At 67.5% G+C, this 14,980-nt stretch carries 16 protein-coding genes and 1 pseudogene; 7 read left to right on the top strand and 10 right to left on the bottom strand.

Features of this window, described 5'->3' with window-relative positions:
• Positions 1 to 99: 99 nt before the first annotated feature.
• The 7 genes and pseudogenes from AB0H43_RS13610 to AB0H43_RS13580 form a co-directional block, all read right to left on the bottom strand.
• A complete protein-coding gene (locus tag AB0H43_RS13610; RefSeq protein ID WP_359999874.1) occupies positions 100 to 2,778 on the bottom strand; it encodes a PrgI family mobile element protein in 2,679 nt (892 codons plus the stop codon).
• An 18-nt stretch (positions 2,779 to 2,796) separates the two neighbouring features.
• The gene (locus AB0H43_RS13605; protein ID WP_359999622.1) at positions 2,797 to 3,921 is read right to left on the bottom strand and encodes a hypothetical protein; all 1,125 of its coding nucleotides are present in this window, start codon (positions 3,919 to 3,921) and stop codon (positions 2,797 to 2,799) included.
• A gap of 11 nt (positions 3,922 to 3,932) precedes the next feature.
• The gene (locus AB0H43_RS13600; RefSeq protein WP_359999621.1) at positions 3,933 to 4,211 is read right to left on the bottom strand and encodes a pilin; all 279 of its coding nucleotides are present in this window, start codon (positions 4,209 to 4,211) and stop codon (positions 3,933 to 3,935) included.
• A gap of 419 nt (positions 4,212 to 4,630) precedes the next feature.
• The gene (locus tag AB0H43_RS13595) at positions 4,631 to 4,777 is read right to left on the bottom strand and encodes a hypothetical protein (RefSeq protein ID WP_359999883.1); all 147 of its coding nucleotides are present in this window, start codon (positions 4,775 to 4,777) and stop codon (positions 4,631 to 4,633) included.
• Positions 4,778 to 4,783: 6 nt separating this feature from the next.
• Positions 4,784 to 5,059, bottom strand: a pseudogene (locus AB0H43_RS13590) (hypothetical protein); the annotation flags it as partial.
• Positions 5,060 to 5,127: 68 nt separating this feature from the next.
• On the bottom strand, positions 5,128 to 5,832 hold the full coding sequence (locus tag AB0H43_RS13585; protein ID WP_359999620.1) for an NPCBM/NEW2 domain-containing protein: 705 nt from the start codon (positions 5,830 to 5,832) through the stop codon (positions 5,128 to 5,130).
• 377 nt (positions 5,833 to 6,209) lie between these two features.
• Entirely contained in the window at positions 6,210 to 6,770 is a 561-nt protein-coding gene (locus tag AB0H43_RS13580) for a hypothetical protein (protein ID WP_359999619.1), read from the bottom strand.
• Between the two features lie 595 nt (positions 6,771 to 7,365).
• Here AB0H43_RS13580 and AB0H43_RS13575 point away from each other — a divergent pair.
• A complete protein-coding gene (locus AB0H43_RS13575; protein ID WP_359999618.1) occupies positions 7,366 to 7,611 on the top strand; it encodes a hypothetical protein in 246 nt (81 codons plus the stop codon).
• Between the two features lie 325 nt (positions 7,612 to 7,936).
• The gene (locus AB0H43_RS13570; protein WP_359999617.1) at positions 7,937 to 8,809 is read left to right on the top strand and encodes a DNA ligase; all 873 of its coding nucleotides are present in this window, start codon (positions 7,937 to 7,939) and stop codon (positions 8,807 to 8,809) included.
• A gap of 60 nt (positions 8,810 to 8,869) precedes the next feature.
• Here the strand turns inward: AB0H43_RS13570 and AB0H43_RS13565 are convergent, their stop codons facing one another.
• Positions 8,870 to 9,607 carry a hypothetical protein gene (locus AB0H43_RS13565; RefSeq protein ID WP_359999616.1) on the bottom strand — a complete coding sequence of 246 codons (738 nt, stop codon included), beginning with the start codon at positions 9,605 to 9,607 and terminating at the stop codon, positions 8,870 to 8,872.
• Between the two features lie 381 nt (positions 9,608 to 9,988).
• Here AB0H43_RS13565 and AB0H43_RS13560 point away from each other — a divergent pair, with 381 nt between their 5' ends.
• The gene (locus tag AB0H43_RS13560) at positions 9,989 to 10,234 is read left to right on the top strand and encodes a hypothetical protein (protein WP_359999615.1); all 246 of its coding nucleotides are present in this window, start codon (positions 9,989 to 9,991) and stop codon (positions 10,232 to 10,234) included.
• Between the two features lie 83 nt (positions 10,235 to 10,317).
• Here the strand turns inward: AB0H43_RS13560 and AB0H43_RS13555 are convergent, their stop codons facing one another.
• The gene (locus AB0H43_RS13555) at positions 10,318 to 11,187 is read right to left on the bottom strand and encodes an SOS response-associated peptidase (RefSeq protein ID WP_359999614.1); all 870 of its coding nucleotides are present in this window, start codon (positions 11,185 to 11,187) and stop codon (positions 10,318 to 10,320) included.
• A 55-nt stretch (positions 11,188 to 11,242) separates the two neighbouring features.
• Here AB0H43_RS13555 and AB0H43_RS13550 point away from each other — a divergent pair, with 55 nt between their 5' ends.
• The 4 genes from AB0H43_RS13550 to AB0H43_RS13535 all read left to right on the top strand — a co-directional run bounded on the left by AB0H43_RS13550 (position 11,243) and on the right by AB0H43_RS13535 (position 13,679).
• Entirely contained in the window at positions 11,243 to 11,605 is a 363-nt protein-coding gene (locus AB0H43_RS13550) for a hypothetical protein (RefSeq protein ID WP_359999613.1), read from the top strand.
• 164 nt (positions 11,606 to 11,769) lie between these two features.
• The gene (locus tag AB0H43_RS13545) at positions 11,770 to 12,603 is read left to right on the top strand and encodes a hypothetical protein (protein ID WP_359999612.1); all 834 of its coding nucleotides are present in this window, start codon (positions 11,770 to 11,772) and stop codon (positions 12,601 to 12,603) included.
• Between the two features lie 446 nt (positions 12,604 to 13,049).
• Positions 13,050 to 13,235: a hypothetical protein gene (locus AB0H43_RS13540; protein WP_359999611.1), complete on the top strand. Its 186-nt coding sequence runs from the start codon at positions 13,050 to 13,052 to the stop codon at positions 13,233 to 13,235.
• A 192-nt stretch (positions 13,236 to 13,427) separates the two neighbouring features.
• The gene (locus AB0H43_RS13535; protein WP_359999610.1) at positions 13,428 to 13,679 is read left to right on the top strand and encodes a hypothetical protein; all 252 of its coding nucleotides are present in this window, start codon (positions 13,428 to 13,430) and stop codon (positions 13,677 to 13,679) included.
• 33 nt (positions 13,680 to 13,712) lie between these two features.
• Here AB0H43_RS13535 and AB0H43_RS13530 read toward each other — a convergent pair whose 3' ends face one another.
• The gene (locus tag AB0H43_RS13530; protein WP_359999609.1) at positions 13,713 to 14,798 is read right to left on the bottom strand and encodes a Xaa-Pro peptidase family protein; all 1,086 of its coding nucleotides are present in this window, start codon (positions 14,796 to 14,798) and stop codon (positions 13,713 to 13,715) included.
• Positions 14,799 to 14,980 lie beyond the last annotated feature (182 nt).

Genomic DNA, 14,980 nt, shown 5'->3' with positions numbered 1-14,980 from the left:
CCTTCCTGCGAAACACCCGCCGCAGGCCACCTCATGGGTGGCCTGCGGCGGGTGAAAGGAGAAGGCACGTACCGCGAGGGTTCGCGGCCGGACAGAGGCTCAGCGGGAGACGGCACTCAGACCGGTGCGGGCGACCGAATCTTCGGTTCTCGAGGCGACGACTTGAAAGAGGGTGCGGCTGGCGCCGCACACTAAAAGCGCTGTTCCCTTTTCCGCGGTCAGAAGGGCTCGTGCTTCGCCGGCGGTCAGCGCGAACCGGTCGGCGACGATGTCGATGGCTTGGGCGGATTGCTGCAGCAGGATCTGGGTGGCGCTGTTGTTCACCACCGCCATGCCCAGGTCAGAAGAAAGCAGGTCGGCGGTGTCCTGGGTGACCACGGTGAGTCCGGCGCCGCGTTTGCGGGCGGACTTGGCCATCTTCAGCAGGAACTTGGCGCCTTCCCCGTCGCGCATGAGCAGCCACGCCTCGTCCACGACCACCAGCCGTCGCTGCAATGTACCGTCGCTGCCGGGGGTGTCGATGAGGGTGTCGATCGCGTCGAGGGCGAGCAGCATCCCGATCGGGCGGATCTCGTCGGCCAGCTGCCGCAGCGACCAGACGGTCAACTGCCCACCGGGCCGGGTGGTGGTCTGCCCGGCGAACAGAGCGCTGTGGCTGCCATGTGTCCACGGGGTGAGCCGGTCAGCCAGCCGGGTCCAGGCGGGATCACCGTTGGCGCGCAGCGTGTCGGCCAGGTCGGCCAGCAGGGGTGCCGGCTGGCCCCAGGTGTCGGGGTCGGCGGTGATCCCGGCGGTGCGATAGCAGGCGATGGCGGCCTTGTCGACGATGGTGTGCTCGTCTGCGGTCAGCCCATCGCCGGTGCGGCCGGCGAGCATCACATCGAGCAGGGTGTGCAGGAATCCGATGCGCCGGTCGAGTTCGTCGGGGCGGCGGATCCCGGTCGGCAGGTCGAGCGGGTTGAACCTGACACCGGGCGCGCCCAGGGCGATCGTGACGCCGCCGACCTGGGCGGCGAGGGCCGCGTATTCGTCGTCGGGGTCAACCACGGATACCCCGATGCCGTGGGGCAGGGCGCGCAGGATCTCCAGCTTGGTCAGGTATGACTTGCCGGCGCCGGAGCGGGCGAGGACGACCTGGTTGTGGTTGGCGGCTGACCAGCGGTCCCACCAGGTGACCCCCGTGCCGCCGGCGGTGAGCCCGTAAAGCTGGCCGCCGGTGGCCGGCGGGTCGCCGGGCAGCGGTGCGGGCAGGTCCGATGCCGCGAAGGGGAACGCGGCGGCGAGGCTGTCGGTGTCGAACATCCTGCGCATCCCGATCGGGTCCACGCCGAGTGGCAGGGTGGCGGTCCAGCCTTGCAGCTGCCGCCAGGTGACCGGCCGCAGGTCGAGGAGCATCCCGGAGGCGGCGGCCTGCAGCTGGGTGGTGGCCTCGGCCAGCTGGGTGCCGGTGCGGGCGTGGACGGTGAGGTAAATCCCGGTCCGGGACAGGTGGCCGGCGCCGCGGGCGACCCGGTCGGCCAGTCCGGCCGCGTCGGCGGCGACCGCGTCGACGGTGGGGTCGGCGAGTTTGCCGCTGCCGGCGTCGAGGCGTCGCGACGATTCCAGGCGGGCGCGTTGCCGGCGCAGGAAGTCCGCCGCGACCGGGGCGGGGATCGGTTCGATGTGCACCGCGGCATCCATCCACAGCGGCAGGGTGAACAACGCGGCCAGCCAGCCTGGGCCGACCTCGGGCGGGTAGCCGGTGATGGCGAACGTGGCGGCGTGGTCGTCACCGACGACGATCGCTGACGAGGTGACCTTGACTACGGACGGTCCACACGCGACGGTCACGTCGATATCGGTGTCGAGGGTGTCCGGCGTGTTTCGGCCCGACGGTGCGCAGGTGCCGACCGGCTGACCGGGGACGGCCCGCTTCGCCTCCGCAGGGGGCCGGTACGGGTCACAGGCGGCCGCGAGGACGCCGGTGACCGTTGGCCCGTCCAGGACGCGGGTCGTCGCGCCGAGTCCGCGTAGCGTCGCGGCCGTGCCGGCGAGCATCCGGGACACGGCTGCTGGATCACGGCCGGTGTGCACGATCAGGATCTGCCGGCGCAGCGGATCGGCCTGTTCGGCGATGTCGTACAGGAACGCAGCGTGGTCGAGAGCGGTGTCGCGCAGCGGCCCGTCGGGCATCGTTTCGGCCCGGTCGACGAGGGCGTCCGCTGCCGGGGACAGGTCCCAGCGGCGGGTGGACACCACGATCTGCGTCGGTGTGCTCAGCGTGTTGAGCCAGCGGCCGAGCCCGGCCAGCAGCGCCGCCTGTTCGGCCGGTGCGCGCAGCTCGAGGTTGATGGTGCTAGCGGCGACCACCCCGACGACCTGGCCGCCGTGGCGGATCAGCCCCGCTGGGCTGATCGCGTCGGCGGGCAGCCGCAGCGGGCCGAGCTTCGGCGTCCGGCCGTCGACATCGACCGGCACCCGCTGGCCCGGCATGCCGGGTGCCAGCAGCTTGCCCGCCCGTAGGTAGGTGATCGCGTGGCCCAGCCACCGGTCCAGGCTCAGCCCGTCGCGGCGACCGACCGCGACAGCGAACAACAGCGCCGCGTATGGGACGGCGAGCACCAGCCACACCGGCGGTGGCAGCGCGCCGGCGACGGTCCGGTAGGCCAGCCACGCTGCGGCGGCACCGGCGGCGAGGATGGCCACCTGCCGGAATGTCAAACCCCAGGCGACCTTGTCCGGGGTGTCCAGATCGGCGGGCATCGGCGTGGACAGGTCAACAGGTTCTTCGGCACGCATCACGATTGCTCCGTTCGTTCACAGGTCTCGGGGAGGTGGTGGCAGCGCCGCCTTCTGCCGGGCGGTCACCCGGGCGCGGCCGTTTCCTTCGCTGATCGGCGGACGCCGGGCCGCGGCGGGTGTGCCGCGGCCTATGCCGGGGACGCCGTCGGCGATCGCGCCGTCGGCGGTGGCGTCGGCGACCCTGCCGGCGCGGCGGCTGGTGCCGCCCATGCGGCGGGTGAACGCCTTGGTCATCCGGTGCACGACCATGACCCGGGCGACCTGGCTGAAGAAGCTGCCTTTCGGGGTGCCGCTGGAGGTCAGATACCGCGACACCAGGCTAGGGATCTTCGCGGTGAACAGCAGAATGGCCAGGACCGCGAACAAGGTGATCGGCCGGCTGTCCGCGTCGTCGGGTTTCACCCCGGCGGGCAGGCCGGCGGCGGGGTCGAGCAGGATCCACATGCCGGCCGAAAACGTGGTTGCCTGCGCGGCGGGGATCGCCAGGCAGCCGATCAGCGTCCGCCACCACAGCCGGGCCGCGCCTTCTAGCTGCGGAAGGCTGTAGCTGGCCATGGCCAGAGGTGACAGTCCGACGAGGATGATCAGCAGCGCGTAGCGGATGATCCAGGTCAGCACCAGCCATGCGGCGAGGATCACCACCAGGACGGTGATGATCGTGCCGAGCAGCCCGACCTTGATCGGGTCGTCGAAGTCACCTGCCGGGTCGATGCCGAGGCTGAGCGCGATCAGCGAATTCAGCCGGTGGAACGAGGTCGTCTCGTCCGGCATCGGCGTCGTCAGCGCATGGATGAACGCGTCGGCGAACCGCAGGATCAGCCCGCACATCGGCAGCGACCAGTGCGCGCCGACCCAGCCCACGAACAGCCGGGGCAGCAGGTCTTTGACCTGGTATTGGATCTGGACCGAGCTGTAGGTCATGCCGATCGCCCCGGCGGCGACGATGACGATCGGGAAGACGATGTCGGTGATCGTGCGGGCCCGCCCGGCGAGAGCCTGCGTCGGCTGCAGCCCGGTGACGTCGGGCACCGAGAACCCGTACTTGTCCAGGACGCCGCTGATCCACAGCAGGGTGTGCATCGCGGCCGAGGCCAGCCATCCGGCTACGCCGTCGAGCATCGAGGTGACCAGACCACCCATGACAGTCCGCCCTACGGCAGCAGTCCGATGAGGATCTGCATCACGATCGGAGCGAGAGCGGCCAGGGCGTAGCCCTTGAGCGCGTTCTTGAACGCGTCCTTTGCCTTCTCCACCTCGGCCGGGTCACCGCCGGCGGTGACATGCCGCAGACCCGCGACGACGAGGAACAGGGTCGCGACGGCGGCGAGGATGCCAACTACCCAACCTCGGGCGTTTTCGATGATGGCCGTCAGCGCCTTGGTCCCCGCATCGGGGTCCGCGGCGGACAGCAAGAAATGGATCGTGTGCACGGCCGGGCTCCTTCCACCCCCGATCGGGGCGATTGAGTCACGGCCGTGGCGGCAGGCTCAGCAACGCCGGCGCCGGTGAGGGCGCTCTCCTTCGCTGCACGAAATACGGATGAGGTGTCAGCGCATCCCACAAGCTCCAGCTCTGCCGGGGCCGGTGACGCTCTGCCCGCCGCCACGGACGCGAACGCCGACCCGGTGCCGGTCCGTGATGTTCGCGCACTCCCTAAAGGCACACCTGTCATCGGCGGCGAATGCACTGTCAGTCTGACGCCGCAGCGCTGTCAGGCTGACAGGCATCGCCACCGGCTGCAGCAGGCCAGCTGCGAATGTCGTCGTTCCAGCGGGTCTGGTCCCGTCCCGTCGTAACTGATTCGGCCTCAGCGTCAATCCGCACGGATCACGCCCGTTTCGTGTTGCGCTCAGACGCGGGTGAGGCGATAGAGCACATGGCGGCACTGGGGATTGCCCTGCGGCACCCTCTGATGGTCGAAGTCCTCGGCGGGGTCGGTGATCATGCCGAGGCGCCGCATCACGGCGATCGAACGTACGTTAGTCGTCGCCGTCATGGATAAGTTCTCGACGAAGCCGAGCGGGCCGGATCCGTATTCGAGAACCGCGCGGGCCGCCTCGGTGGCGTACCTCTGGCCCAGGCCGCGCGAGCCAACCGCCAGCCGAAGTGGCGTCGAATGTCTGCTCCCACAGGCCGGCGAAGCCAATGAATTCCCGACTGTCGCGCACTTCCAAGGCCCACAGGCTGATGGGGAGACTGTTGTCCTCGACCGGCGAGGTTCGCCCGAGCTACAAGGGACGGCGTGCTGCGTGCGTGTCGCTCCAGCAGGGTCCAGCACAGCTTTCGATCCGTGCGGCCAGGAACTGGATCACAGCGCCCTCGACCCGGACACTGATCCACGGTGGCCTATCGCTCTATGCGCGGGTCGCCCCACACCACGATGCGGCTCCCACAGCCCCATTCTTTGACCACGAGCCGCAGCCGCAGCACATCGTCAATGGGCACCTCGAAAGGGGTCGCTTCGCCAGGCTGGACCGTTGCCCGCTGCAGGACCTCCCCCTTTTCGTCAAGTACCTGCACTTCTGCGGCTACAGCGTCTTCGGTGTTGTCAGCGATCCCGACGTCGGCTTTGAAAAATCGATACTGACGTTTGACGAGGTATTCGCGGTACAGGTCATACCCGCACGTGGAGGTCGTGATGGCCTTGGTGTACGTGGTGTTGTTGACCGTCGCGGTTGTGTCCGCCCACGTGCCGAACCACGCATACTCATTGACTGGCTTAAGGTTTGCCAGGTACTTCACCTCTTGCGCTGCGAACGGTGACTGTGTAGAGATCCTGGGAGGCTCAATTGTGGATGACGGTTCCGGCGACGACGGGCCGGTGGCGACGCCCGGCGTGTGTGCGGAGGCGAGTGTGGACGGCGACGGTGCCGCAGCGTGACGATCGGGTCCACGCAGCTGGGTCCATCCCCAGGCTGCGCCACCGACGACCATCGTGAGTACCGCGCAGACTCCGGAGACGACGGTCCAGAACGCCACCGACCGTTCGCCGATGACGCCCCTGCTTTTTACCCGTCCTGCGTCGCCTGGACCACCTTCCACTGTGGGCATGCCAGGTATCGTAGAGCACACGTGAAAGGCCGGGGGACGGACAGAATCCAGGTACTGTCCGACCGCCTCGACCGCCCACGGGAACACATGGAGCACGGTGCGCCGCCTGGGCGGACTGCCGCGCATGGCCCTGCCGCAGCGCACATGCAGCGCCCCGAATCGAACCAGCCGGTCCGCGGACGGGTTTGGATATCGGTCACGTCAGCGGCGCGTTAGGAAGTCCGCGTCGAGAGACGACTCTTCCCGCGGCCCCGCCACAGGTGGGCGCGGCACACGCACACGATCATTCACCACGAAACCCATTCAGGCTGCCGTGCGGCTGAATCCATCACATAATCTGGATACTCCTGAACAGGCACATTAGCTAAAGAACGCCGCTAGGGGGCCGATAGCTGGCGATCGACATTCCGGTAATTCGCAATGCCCCCAGAGAGATCAATTAAGCAATCTCTGATAGCTGCGACCATGGGTAAACAGTTGGCAACGCTCCTGTCATGCGAGAATCGGTCGAACGCGTCGCCCGCAATCCGGATCGAACGCCGGTTTCCGTGCCCTTGCAATTTTTCGATCCAGGGATCTAGCACCGCCTGAAGTTCCTCCATGCCTCGCGTCAGTTTCCAACCACGTAGTTTTTCAACCTCGGCAAGCTCCCTGACCTTTTGTTTCACGCTAGTCAAGTCCTCGTGCCACTGGCGGACCGAATCGTCAAAACCGCTAGGGTGATCCACGATGACCCAGATCGTATAGCTCAGGTGCGTCAAATCGGTTTGTAGATGGTCAATCTCGGTGGCCGCTTTGCTGCCGTCTATCATACTGGCGAGGACGCTCGAAAGCGCCACGGCTCCGAAGCAAAAGCCGACGGTGCCAGATAGCAAATTGACGAGAATCGGATGCTTACTTAGCAAATCAAGGTTGTTAACTTCAAGATAGACGCTCAACGCTAGTAGCATCGACCCAACGACTAGGAGCAGAATCGTTATACCTCGAGGCAGCCTTGTCGACATTGGTCCCTCACGTGGTTGGCTGGTGAGTACATGATGACCGAAGACGTCAGATGATGCTGCGGGTCTCACACGCCGTGGCCGAAACCCATGCCCGTGCAGAGATCGTGGTCGCCCAGACAGGAGGCGACGCTGTGAAGGCCCGCGGCTGGCAAAGTGCGGCGACACCATCAGCCAGACGGACCGTGCCGGCCGATGCATGGATGGCAGCGAATGGTCGCCTGCTGCGAAGGGTGTGGCAACCTCCGGCTCGCCGAAGAACTGCACTCGCCGATGAGCGCGAAGAACCTGGCGCCGGCGAGCCAAACATGATCCCCTACAGTTCCCTTCCGAAGGCGGGAAGCCGGAACCCCTCTCAACCCACAGGGCCAATTGGCCAGTAGCCAGGCTCGCGAGAATTGGCTACGGCGGCTGAGTCCCTGCACCAATCGAGGTCGACCGTCTCGGCACCTCGGGCGTCCCCGGACACAATGCCCCGATCAGCTGCTCGCCGGCGACTCGTGTGCAATCTCGGCTACCCACCCTGGCCGGGGTGCTGGGGCTGATCAAGCTGATCCGCTCGCGCCCGGTCCACGGCAGCGGCATCGCGATGCGCCAACGCTCGCCGCAAAGCCGCCTGGTCGGCGCCACGCTGCAGCGCGTCCGCGGCCCGGTCATGAGCCGGGGCGCTGCGATGCAACGCGCTCACCAGCCGCACGTGGGCATCGTCCGCCTGGCGGCGAGCACGCGCGAGTTCCTCGGCCGACGAGACCGGAGCATCCGCCCCGCCGTGCCGTGACCGGCGCGCGGCCTGCAGCTGCGCTATTCGATCGGCTGCGGCCAAGGCTCGGGCGCTAGCGAGCTGAGCCAGCGCGCCGAAGCTGATGCCGTCGGTCGTGGCGGTGAAGCCCGAGTCCTCCACTAGATGATTGTCCGCCGCGGCGGCGTCCTCGTGGCGTGACGGCCCTGGAACCAGAGAAGCGACGTCGGCATGCGGCCAGGACTCGAGATCGAGATGCCCGTGATCCGCGACCCAGGAACGCGTCCCAGACGTCGCCGATCGCCCGCACCCCGGTTAAGCTGCGCAAATGGCACAGTGTCAGGCTCCGGGCTTCGTTGAGCCGATGCTGCTGACACGCGGGGTGGACCTGCCCACCGGTGACGGCTGGCTGGCCCAGCTCAAGCTCGACGGCGCCCGGGGGCAGTTGCGCGTCGTCGACGGATCCATCCAGCTGCGTACGCGCCGGGGACGTCGGTGCGAAGCGGAGTTCCCGGAACTCGTCCGGGCGGCCAGTGGGCTGCCCGATGTTGTGCTTGATGGGGAGATTGTTGTCCTCGACCGGCGAGGTTCGCCCGATTTCGCCGTCCTGCGGTCCCGGCTGGGAGCCTCGGCACGGCGGGCCGCACAGGCGGCAGCCACGATACCCGCGACGTTCTTCGCGTTCGATGTTCTGTGGCACAGGGGCTGCGATCTTCGGCCGCGGCCCCTGACCGAGCGTCGTGAAGTGCTGGAGTCGCTGCCGTTGGCCGGCGCTATCGCGGCCGTCGACTTCCACACCGGCGGCGCGGCCCACGTCATGGCGTTCGCCCGGCAGCGCCGGCTGGAGGGAGTGGTGGTCAAGCGCGCGGACTCCCCGTACCAGCCTGGCCGCCGGTCGCCGGCCTGGCAGAAGTTCAAGATCATGACCGCCGAACAGGTGTGGGTCACCGCGTGGCGGCCTGGGGGTCCAGGCGAACTCGACCGCTACTGGGTCGGCCGCCTCTCCGATGGGCGGTTGGCGCCTACCGGCGAGGTCAGCCTCGGCCTCGGGCGCGGTCAGACCGCACGGCTGCGGCGGATTCTGCAGGCCGCGAGCCTCAGCCCCGCACGGCATGGGCTGATCCCCGTCGTTCCGGTCGTGACGATGACCGTGGAGAGTCACGGCTCCGGCGACTGGCTGCGAGATCCGATCATCACCAGCGTCGACTTCGATCCCACCGGTCAGTTTCGCGCGTGACCAGCCGCCGTTGGGGAAGGCGCCTGCGCTGCTCCGCGTGAGGGGTTGAACCCATCGGTGTCAGGCGGCTGCGGTCAAGTCGCCGTTGCGGATGGCGCGCACGAGCTTTTCTTCGGCCCTGACCCTGCGCATCCGCAGAACGTCGACGCTCACGCCGCGTTGCCGGGCGGCGACCTGTGCCGGGACCTTGTCCAGGCGTGTGGCCGAGATGAGTTCTGCCTGCTCGGCGGTCAGCACGCCACTGGCGACCGCGCGACCCAGGATCAGGTCCTCGTGCCCGTATAGCGGCGGTGGCAGCAACGCGCCGGCGTCCAGGGGTCGGCTCACCTTCCAGTAGTCCGCCTCCCAATGGCGGGCCTTGACCCCGGCCCGGTGCGCGGTACGCAGCAGCGATACCGGTAAGACTGCGGTCAGTGGGTCGGCGCTGCGCAGTGCGACCAGAAATCCTTCCAAGATCGCCGAATCGAGGTCGGCGACATCGCCGTTCCATCCCTGGGCAAGCCGGCCGGCTATCGCGGTAAGGGCCGGGCGGGCCATGGCCGCGGCGGCGATCACCCAGTGCGGGCCGCCGGACTGCGCGTATGTGACCAGCAGCGACCAGACCGCCGCACGGGCCTGCTGCCCGACTTCCCGGGTCAGCAGCCGCTTGCGCAATTCGTCTAGGGCAACATGCCGGTTGGGCAGCTGTGGATGCAGGCCGCGGCAGTCCAGCGCGAGCGGCGATGGGCGAGTCACCAGTGCTTGGAAGGTGCGCTCGACCGCTTCGATGGCCGACGCTGGCCACACTTCGATACTCATGATCAGCCTCCATGGGAGTTCGTCTGCTCCCATGGCATGCGGTGCCGCTGACAATCATTGACAAGCGGCCCCGCGGCGAGGCTGTCGTCGGCTTGACCTGCGTAGACGGGTCACTGTCAGCGGAGTGCCGTAACCTGGCTGACTGGTGCTTGGCCGTAGGCGTTGGTTCGCGGCATCGTCGGCTGGGGGTTGTCAGCCTGACAGCACGCGCGTGCGTTTCTTAACGGCCTCCGGTTCGCTGCCCTGCGAAGATCAGGTCAATGGGCTTCGGTGGCGAGTCGCGGGCGGGGCGGAGCGATTGCATCCCCGGCGCGTGCGTTCGGCCGACCGGATTCGTCGTGGCGCGTTGCGCGCCGATGGGCGGCGGCTCATGCTGACGCCATGCCCGAAGGTTCCGATGCCCGCTGGCCGCGTCCACTGCTGGATGTCGACGCCCGAGCGATGATCGGCGTGTTGGCCATTGTGGAAGGGTATCTGCTGGCTGACGCGCTGCCGGCGGTGATCGTCGACCGGCTTCGGGATCGGCTGGCCGGGCTGGGACTCGTTACGGCCGACGCGGACGGACGCGGGGTGGCGCGTGCGCTCAACGATCTCAACCAGCGAGTCCGCCGTATTCGAGGTGAGTGAGGCTCCCTAGCGCGTCGAGGAATGCCATCGTCCGATGTGGCCCACCCTTGGGCGTTGGCAGGTCCGCGAGGAGGGCGGATGTTTCAGGCGAGCTGCTCGATCGGTTCGATGAGTTGCGGGCCGTTGTTCTTGGCGCTGTTGACGGTGGTGGCGACCTTGACGATGCTCAGGGTGCCGCTGGGCGGTGTCGCCAGGAGAGCCTGGGCGGTGTCCATGTCTTTCATGGACGGGTCGAGCCAGGAGCCCCAGTTCTCGGGCCGGACAATGACGGGCATCCGCTGATGGATCTTGCCGATATCGTCGGTCGCCTCGGTCGTGATGATCGTGTACGTGGGAATCTTCTTGTCCGGGTCACGCGGGTCTTTCGCCCACTGCATCAAGCCGGCCAACGCCAGCACTCCCCCGTCCTTCGGAGTGAAGTAATAGGGCTGGTTGATCTGCTTGCCTGAATCGTCGGTCTCCTTCCACCACTCGTAGAAGCCGCTCATCGGGACAAGGATCCGGCCCTCGCGCAGCGGCTTGGCGAAGCTGCGCTTCTCGGCCAGGCCCTCGATCCGGGCGTTGGCGAAACCCCGCTGCTCGGGTTTGAGGAACCCCGGCCGCAACCCCCACAATGCCAACTTGACCTGACGAACCGGGTCCGCGGCCGCATCCTCAGGCGGCGCCGCAGATAGCACGATCGGCGCCCGCTTCTGCGGCGTCACGTTGTAGTCCGGCAGATCCTTGAGTTCGACATACTTCTCGGCCACAGAAAAGTCAGCGACGATCTGCGCCTTGGACCGGGCGTTGGCGTAGCGACCACACATGGAACCAGCCTGCCACGCCCCAACCGCCTCGCGCGTAAAGGCAGACGGCCAGCGTCGCTGTGAAGCCACACCCTCGGTGAGTTTCCGATGGCCGAGCCTCCCGTCGCGCTGCGCCTCATGGGTGAATCCCGCTGCGCTTCCCAGCACACGAATGCCATCATTGATTTGCCCGAAACACCCGTTAAGCGAAAGGATTGGCACGATGGACGATTCGGCATTTCGCGCGGCCCAGCAGACGTTGACCGCCGCGCGGCGGCGATTCGCCCAGACCGCGCAGAGCACGTATGCCAGTCCGACCGACTTTTACGAAGCGCAGCTCGCGCGTTCTCCGCGCCTTGCCGATCGGGTGCCACTGGCCAAGATCGCCGAGATCGGCAGTACGGCGACGTACCGGCAGGCCGGCGATGTCGCCAGCTGCACCGAATGGCTCGACACTGCGATCGCCTTCTACGAGGTGGCAGTGGAGTCACTCAAGGCAGGCGATCTTGAAGGGGCGAACACCGCCGCGTCGATGGGCACCTGGGCCGAGATGGCAGCAGTCGACTGCATGCAGCTCACCAACTAAGCCCAACGCCGACGACAGACCGGCTCATCGACGACAAACAGCTCACCGTCCAGGCAGCGGCGGCGATCGCTTGACCCATGATGACCGACCACTGCTATCCTTCGAACAAGCGTACGCATCTTCCCCTGCGTCGGCACAGTTCGTTGCCTGGGAAGGAGCAGAAGGTGGCGTCGTCGGCGGCCGCATCCGCACCCGGGGAAGGAACGCGGATCACCGGCCCGGCCGACATTCAGCGCGCCCTGTCCGTCGTCCGCGATCAAGCGGAGGCACGCGCGAACACCGCCCAGATGCAGGCCGCCGTCGCCCGCGCCGACCACCTCGACGAGCTGCGCCCGGAGCCCGAGCTACCGATCGCGGCCGAACTGCGCAGCCTTCTGCCGTGGACGGGCCTTCGTCGCGGGACGGTCGTCGCCGTGCACAGCTCGGCCTTGGCTTTGCTCGCCCTGCTCGGCGAAGCCAGCAAGAACGGCGCCTGGATCAGCTTCGTGGGCTTCCCGCACCTGGGCATCGCCGCGGCGGCCGAGGCCGGCATCGTCCTGGAACGCGTCATCCTCGTCCCTCAGCCGGGCGCGAAGTGGCTCGAGGTCATGGCGATCATGCTCGACGGCACGCAGATCGTGGTCGCCCCAGTGCCACCCGGCGGCGTCACCGACGCGCAGGCCCGGACGCTGGCCGCACGCGCGCGCCAGCGCGGTTCGGTGATCGTGCCGTTCGGTCCCGGCTGGCCGGGCGCCGATCTCACAATCGAGCGGACCGCGGCCCGCTGGCAAGGGCTGGCCATGGGGCACGGCAGGCTGCGCTGGATGGAGGCCGATTACGTCACGCGTGGCCGGGGCAGCGCGATGCGCCCGCGGCGGTGCACCATCTCCTTACCGCTAGGCGCGCAGGAGAAGTGGGAGCGTGGGAGAGGTCGCCCAGTTGCGCCTCAGACCACGGGCGGGCGGAACCTGCGCGCCGTGCCTGATCCGGGCAACAACGGCGGTCCGGTGCAACGGTGAACACGCCAGGCCGCCGGTATTCGAATCCCCACGTCTTGGGTTTGCGCGCGTAAGCATGCCGTCGATGAGCGCGCCGCCGTTGGCTCGATCACCGCTCATGAGCGTTGAGAATTGCCGCGCCGCCGCGTCCGCGACGATCGTGTGCACGTTTTGGTGTACCGAGGTTTGCAGCGCACGCGTACGCCGAAAGCCGGTTCGCCGACGGAGCGCCGCGCCGACTCCCCGACCGACATTGATCATGGAATCGGCCATGACCAGGCCTCGCCTACCACCGCATCGCCGGCCGACCATCGCAACCCAACGTGCGCCTCCCCGGCCCACCGACATCGGCGACTCCGGCATCCTCAGACGGAGAGCAACCACGCACAGAACACAACTCCATCGTCCGTGTCACACCCGTCCCGTCTGCGGGATCGGACTTCCGGGCGTCCGCCTAGCATGTTCGCGTGGCCGAGCAAACACCATCCAGCGCCGACGACGACGGTCTGTGCTGCGGCGACAACGCGGGCAAGTCGTACGGGCCGAAGAAGGGCGAACCTCGCAACCTGCACTGCATCAAGGGATGCCCGAACAGTCCCCGCTACTGGAATAGGGACAACGATGCCGAGCTCAGACCACTCGGCGAACGCTGACCGGCTCGGCCCTTATGAGCTGCACCCCGCCCGGCGTGCGGCAACCAGCGACCGCCAGAACACCAACAGCAAGTCGCGACATCCGGACAGCCAGCAGCGTTTCGCTCCGGGCAAACTCGCTTCACACGTGCGTATCCTTCGCCGGGCACAGCAGCCGTTCATCGAACTGGCGTTCGACTACGATGATCGACTGTGGGACGGCAGCCGACACGACATGACTTGGCAAGCGCACGGCGCCGCTACGCCGAGGCCGTCCGGCGCGTCCAGCAGGCGATCCTCGGCTTTCATGCCGCCGGGATTGCGCTGAACCCCGAGGTGCGTCAGATCGCGCACTTGTGGACGCGCGAACAAGTGGCCGCCGTCGTGGAGATCCGCGACGCATGGATCGAACTCGCTGACGCCCGGCGCGCGTATGAGCGGATTCTGCGCGCCGACTCCAGCTGATCCCAGGCGACGGGCCGCGGTCGTGACGCCGGGCTACAGAACGCGGAGTTGCCGTGGCGTGTTGTTGAGCGTCTCGACTCCGTCATCGGTGCAGATGACGATGTCTTCGATCCGAGCACCGTGCCGGCCTGGAAAGTAGATGCCGGGTTCGATGGAAAACGCCATGCCCGTGGCGAGAATGCGAGGGGATCCGGCGACAATGTACGGATCTTCGTGAACGTCGAGGCCGATGCCATGCCCGGTCCGGTGAAGGAAGTTCGGTCCGTAGCCTGCTGCGGTGATGATGTCGCGGCCCACCGCGTCGAGTTCACCGGCGGTGATGCCAGGCTGTGCTGTGGCGACCTGTGCTGATTGTGCGGCCAGCAGGACCTCGTAGTAGGCGAGGAACTCGGCGGGCGGCGCGCCGATGCTGTAGGTGCGCGTGCTGTCCGAGCGGTAGCCGTCGGGCATCGTGCCGCTGATGTCCACCACGACTGGTTCGCCAGGGCCGATCATCCGATCGGACGCCTCGTGGTGGGGGCTGGCACTGTTCGGGCCGGAACCGACGATGACGAAGTCTGCCCGGGCGTGGCCGGACTGCAGCATCGCGTCGGCGATGTCACGAGCGACCTGCCGTTCGGTGCGTCCAGGAGACAGCCACTGGTTGATCTCGGCGTGCACCCGGTCGATCGCCGCACCGGCCGCTCGCAGCGACGCAATCTCCTGGGCGGTCTTGCGCATCCGCAGGTCACCGAGGATCGTGTTGGCCGGGCCGAAGTGTGCCCGTGGCAAGGCGGCCTGGAGGGCGAGCACCTTCTCTGCCCACATGTGGTTGTCCACGAGGATCCGGCCGACGTTGCCCGGAAGCCGGTGACGGATCAGCTCATAGGGGTCCACCGTGTCGGCCCATGCGACGATCTCCACCCGGACTGGACCTAAGGAGGCGTGCGCGGCCGGCAGCTCAAGCTCAGGAACTACCAGGAACGGATCCACGGCGGCCGGGATCACCAGGCATGTCAGCCGTTCTAGCAGCAGCGCGTCGTAGCCGATCAGATATCGAAGGTCTGCGCCTGGCGATATCAGCAGTGCGTCTACCTCTGCAATTTCGGCGGCCCTCCGCGCGCGTTCGATCTGCCGCATTCTCAGCTCCTAACCGCTCATGAGTCGAGTGGACATTGGCGCGGCCGGTCGGCGCCGCCGACATCACCTTGGCGTGGCCACGTCACGGCGCCTAGCGAACTGCGTCGAAGGAGAAACCTCGCCGACATTGGCCCGCGCGCAGTATGCCGCCGACCGCTCGCCGATCGCGCGATCTAAGTAGG

The organism is Hamadaea sp. NPDC050747 (assembly GCF_040654195.1).
Lineage (GTDB): Bacteria > Actinomycetota > Actinomycetes > Mycobacteriales > Micromonosporaceae > Hamadaea.
The sequence above is the reverse complement of the archived record's forward strand: the minus strand, read 5'-3'. Positions and strand labels throughout refer to the sequence as shown.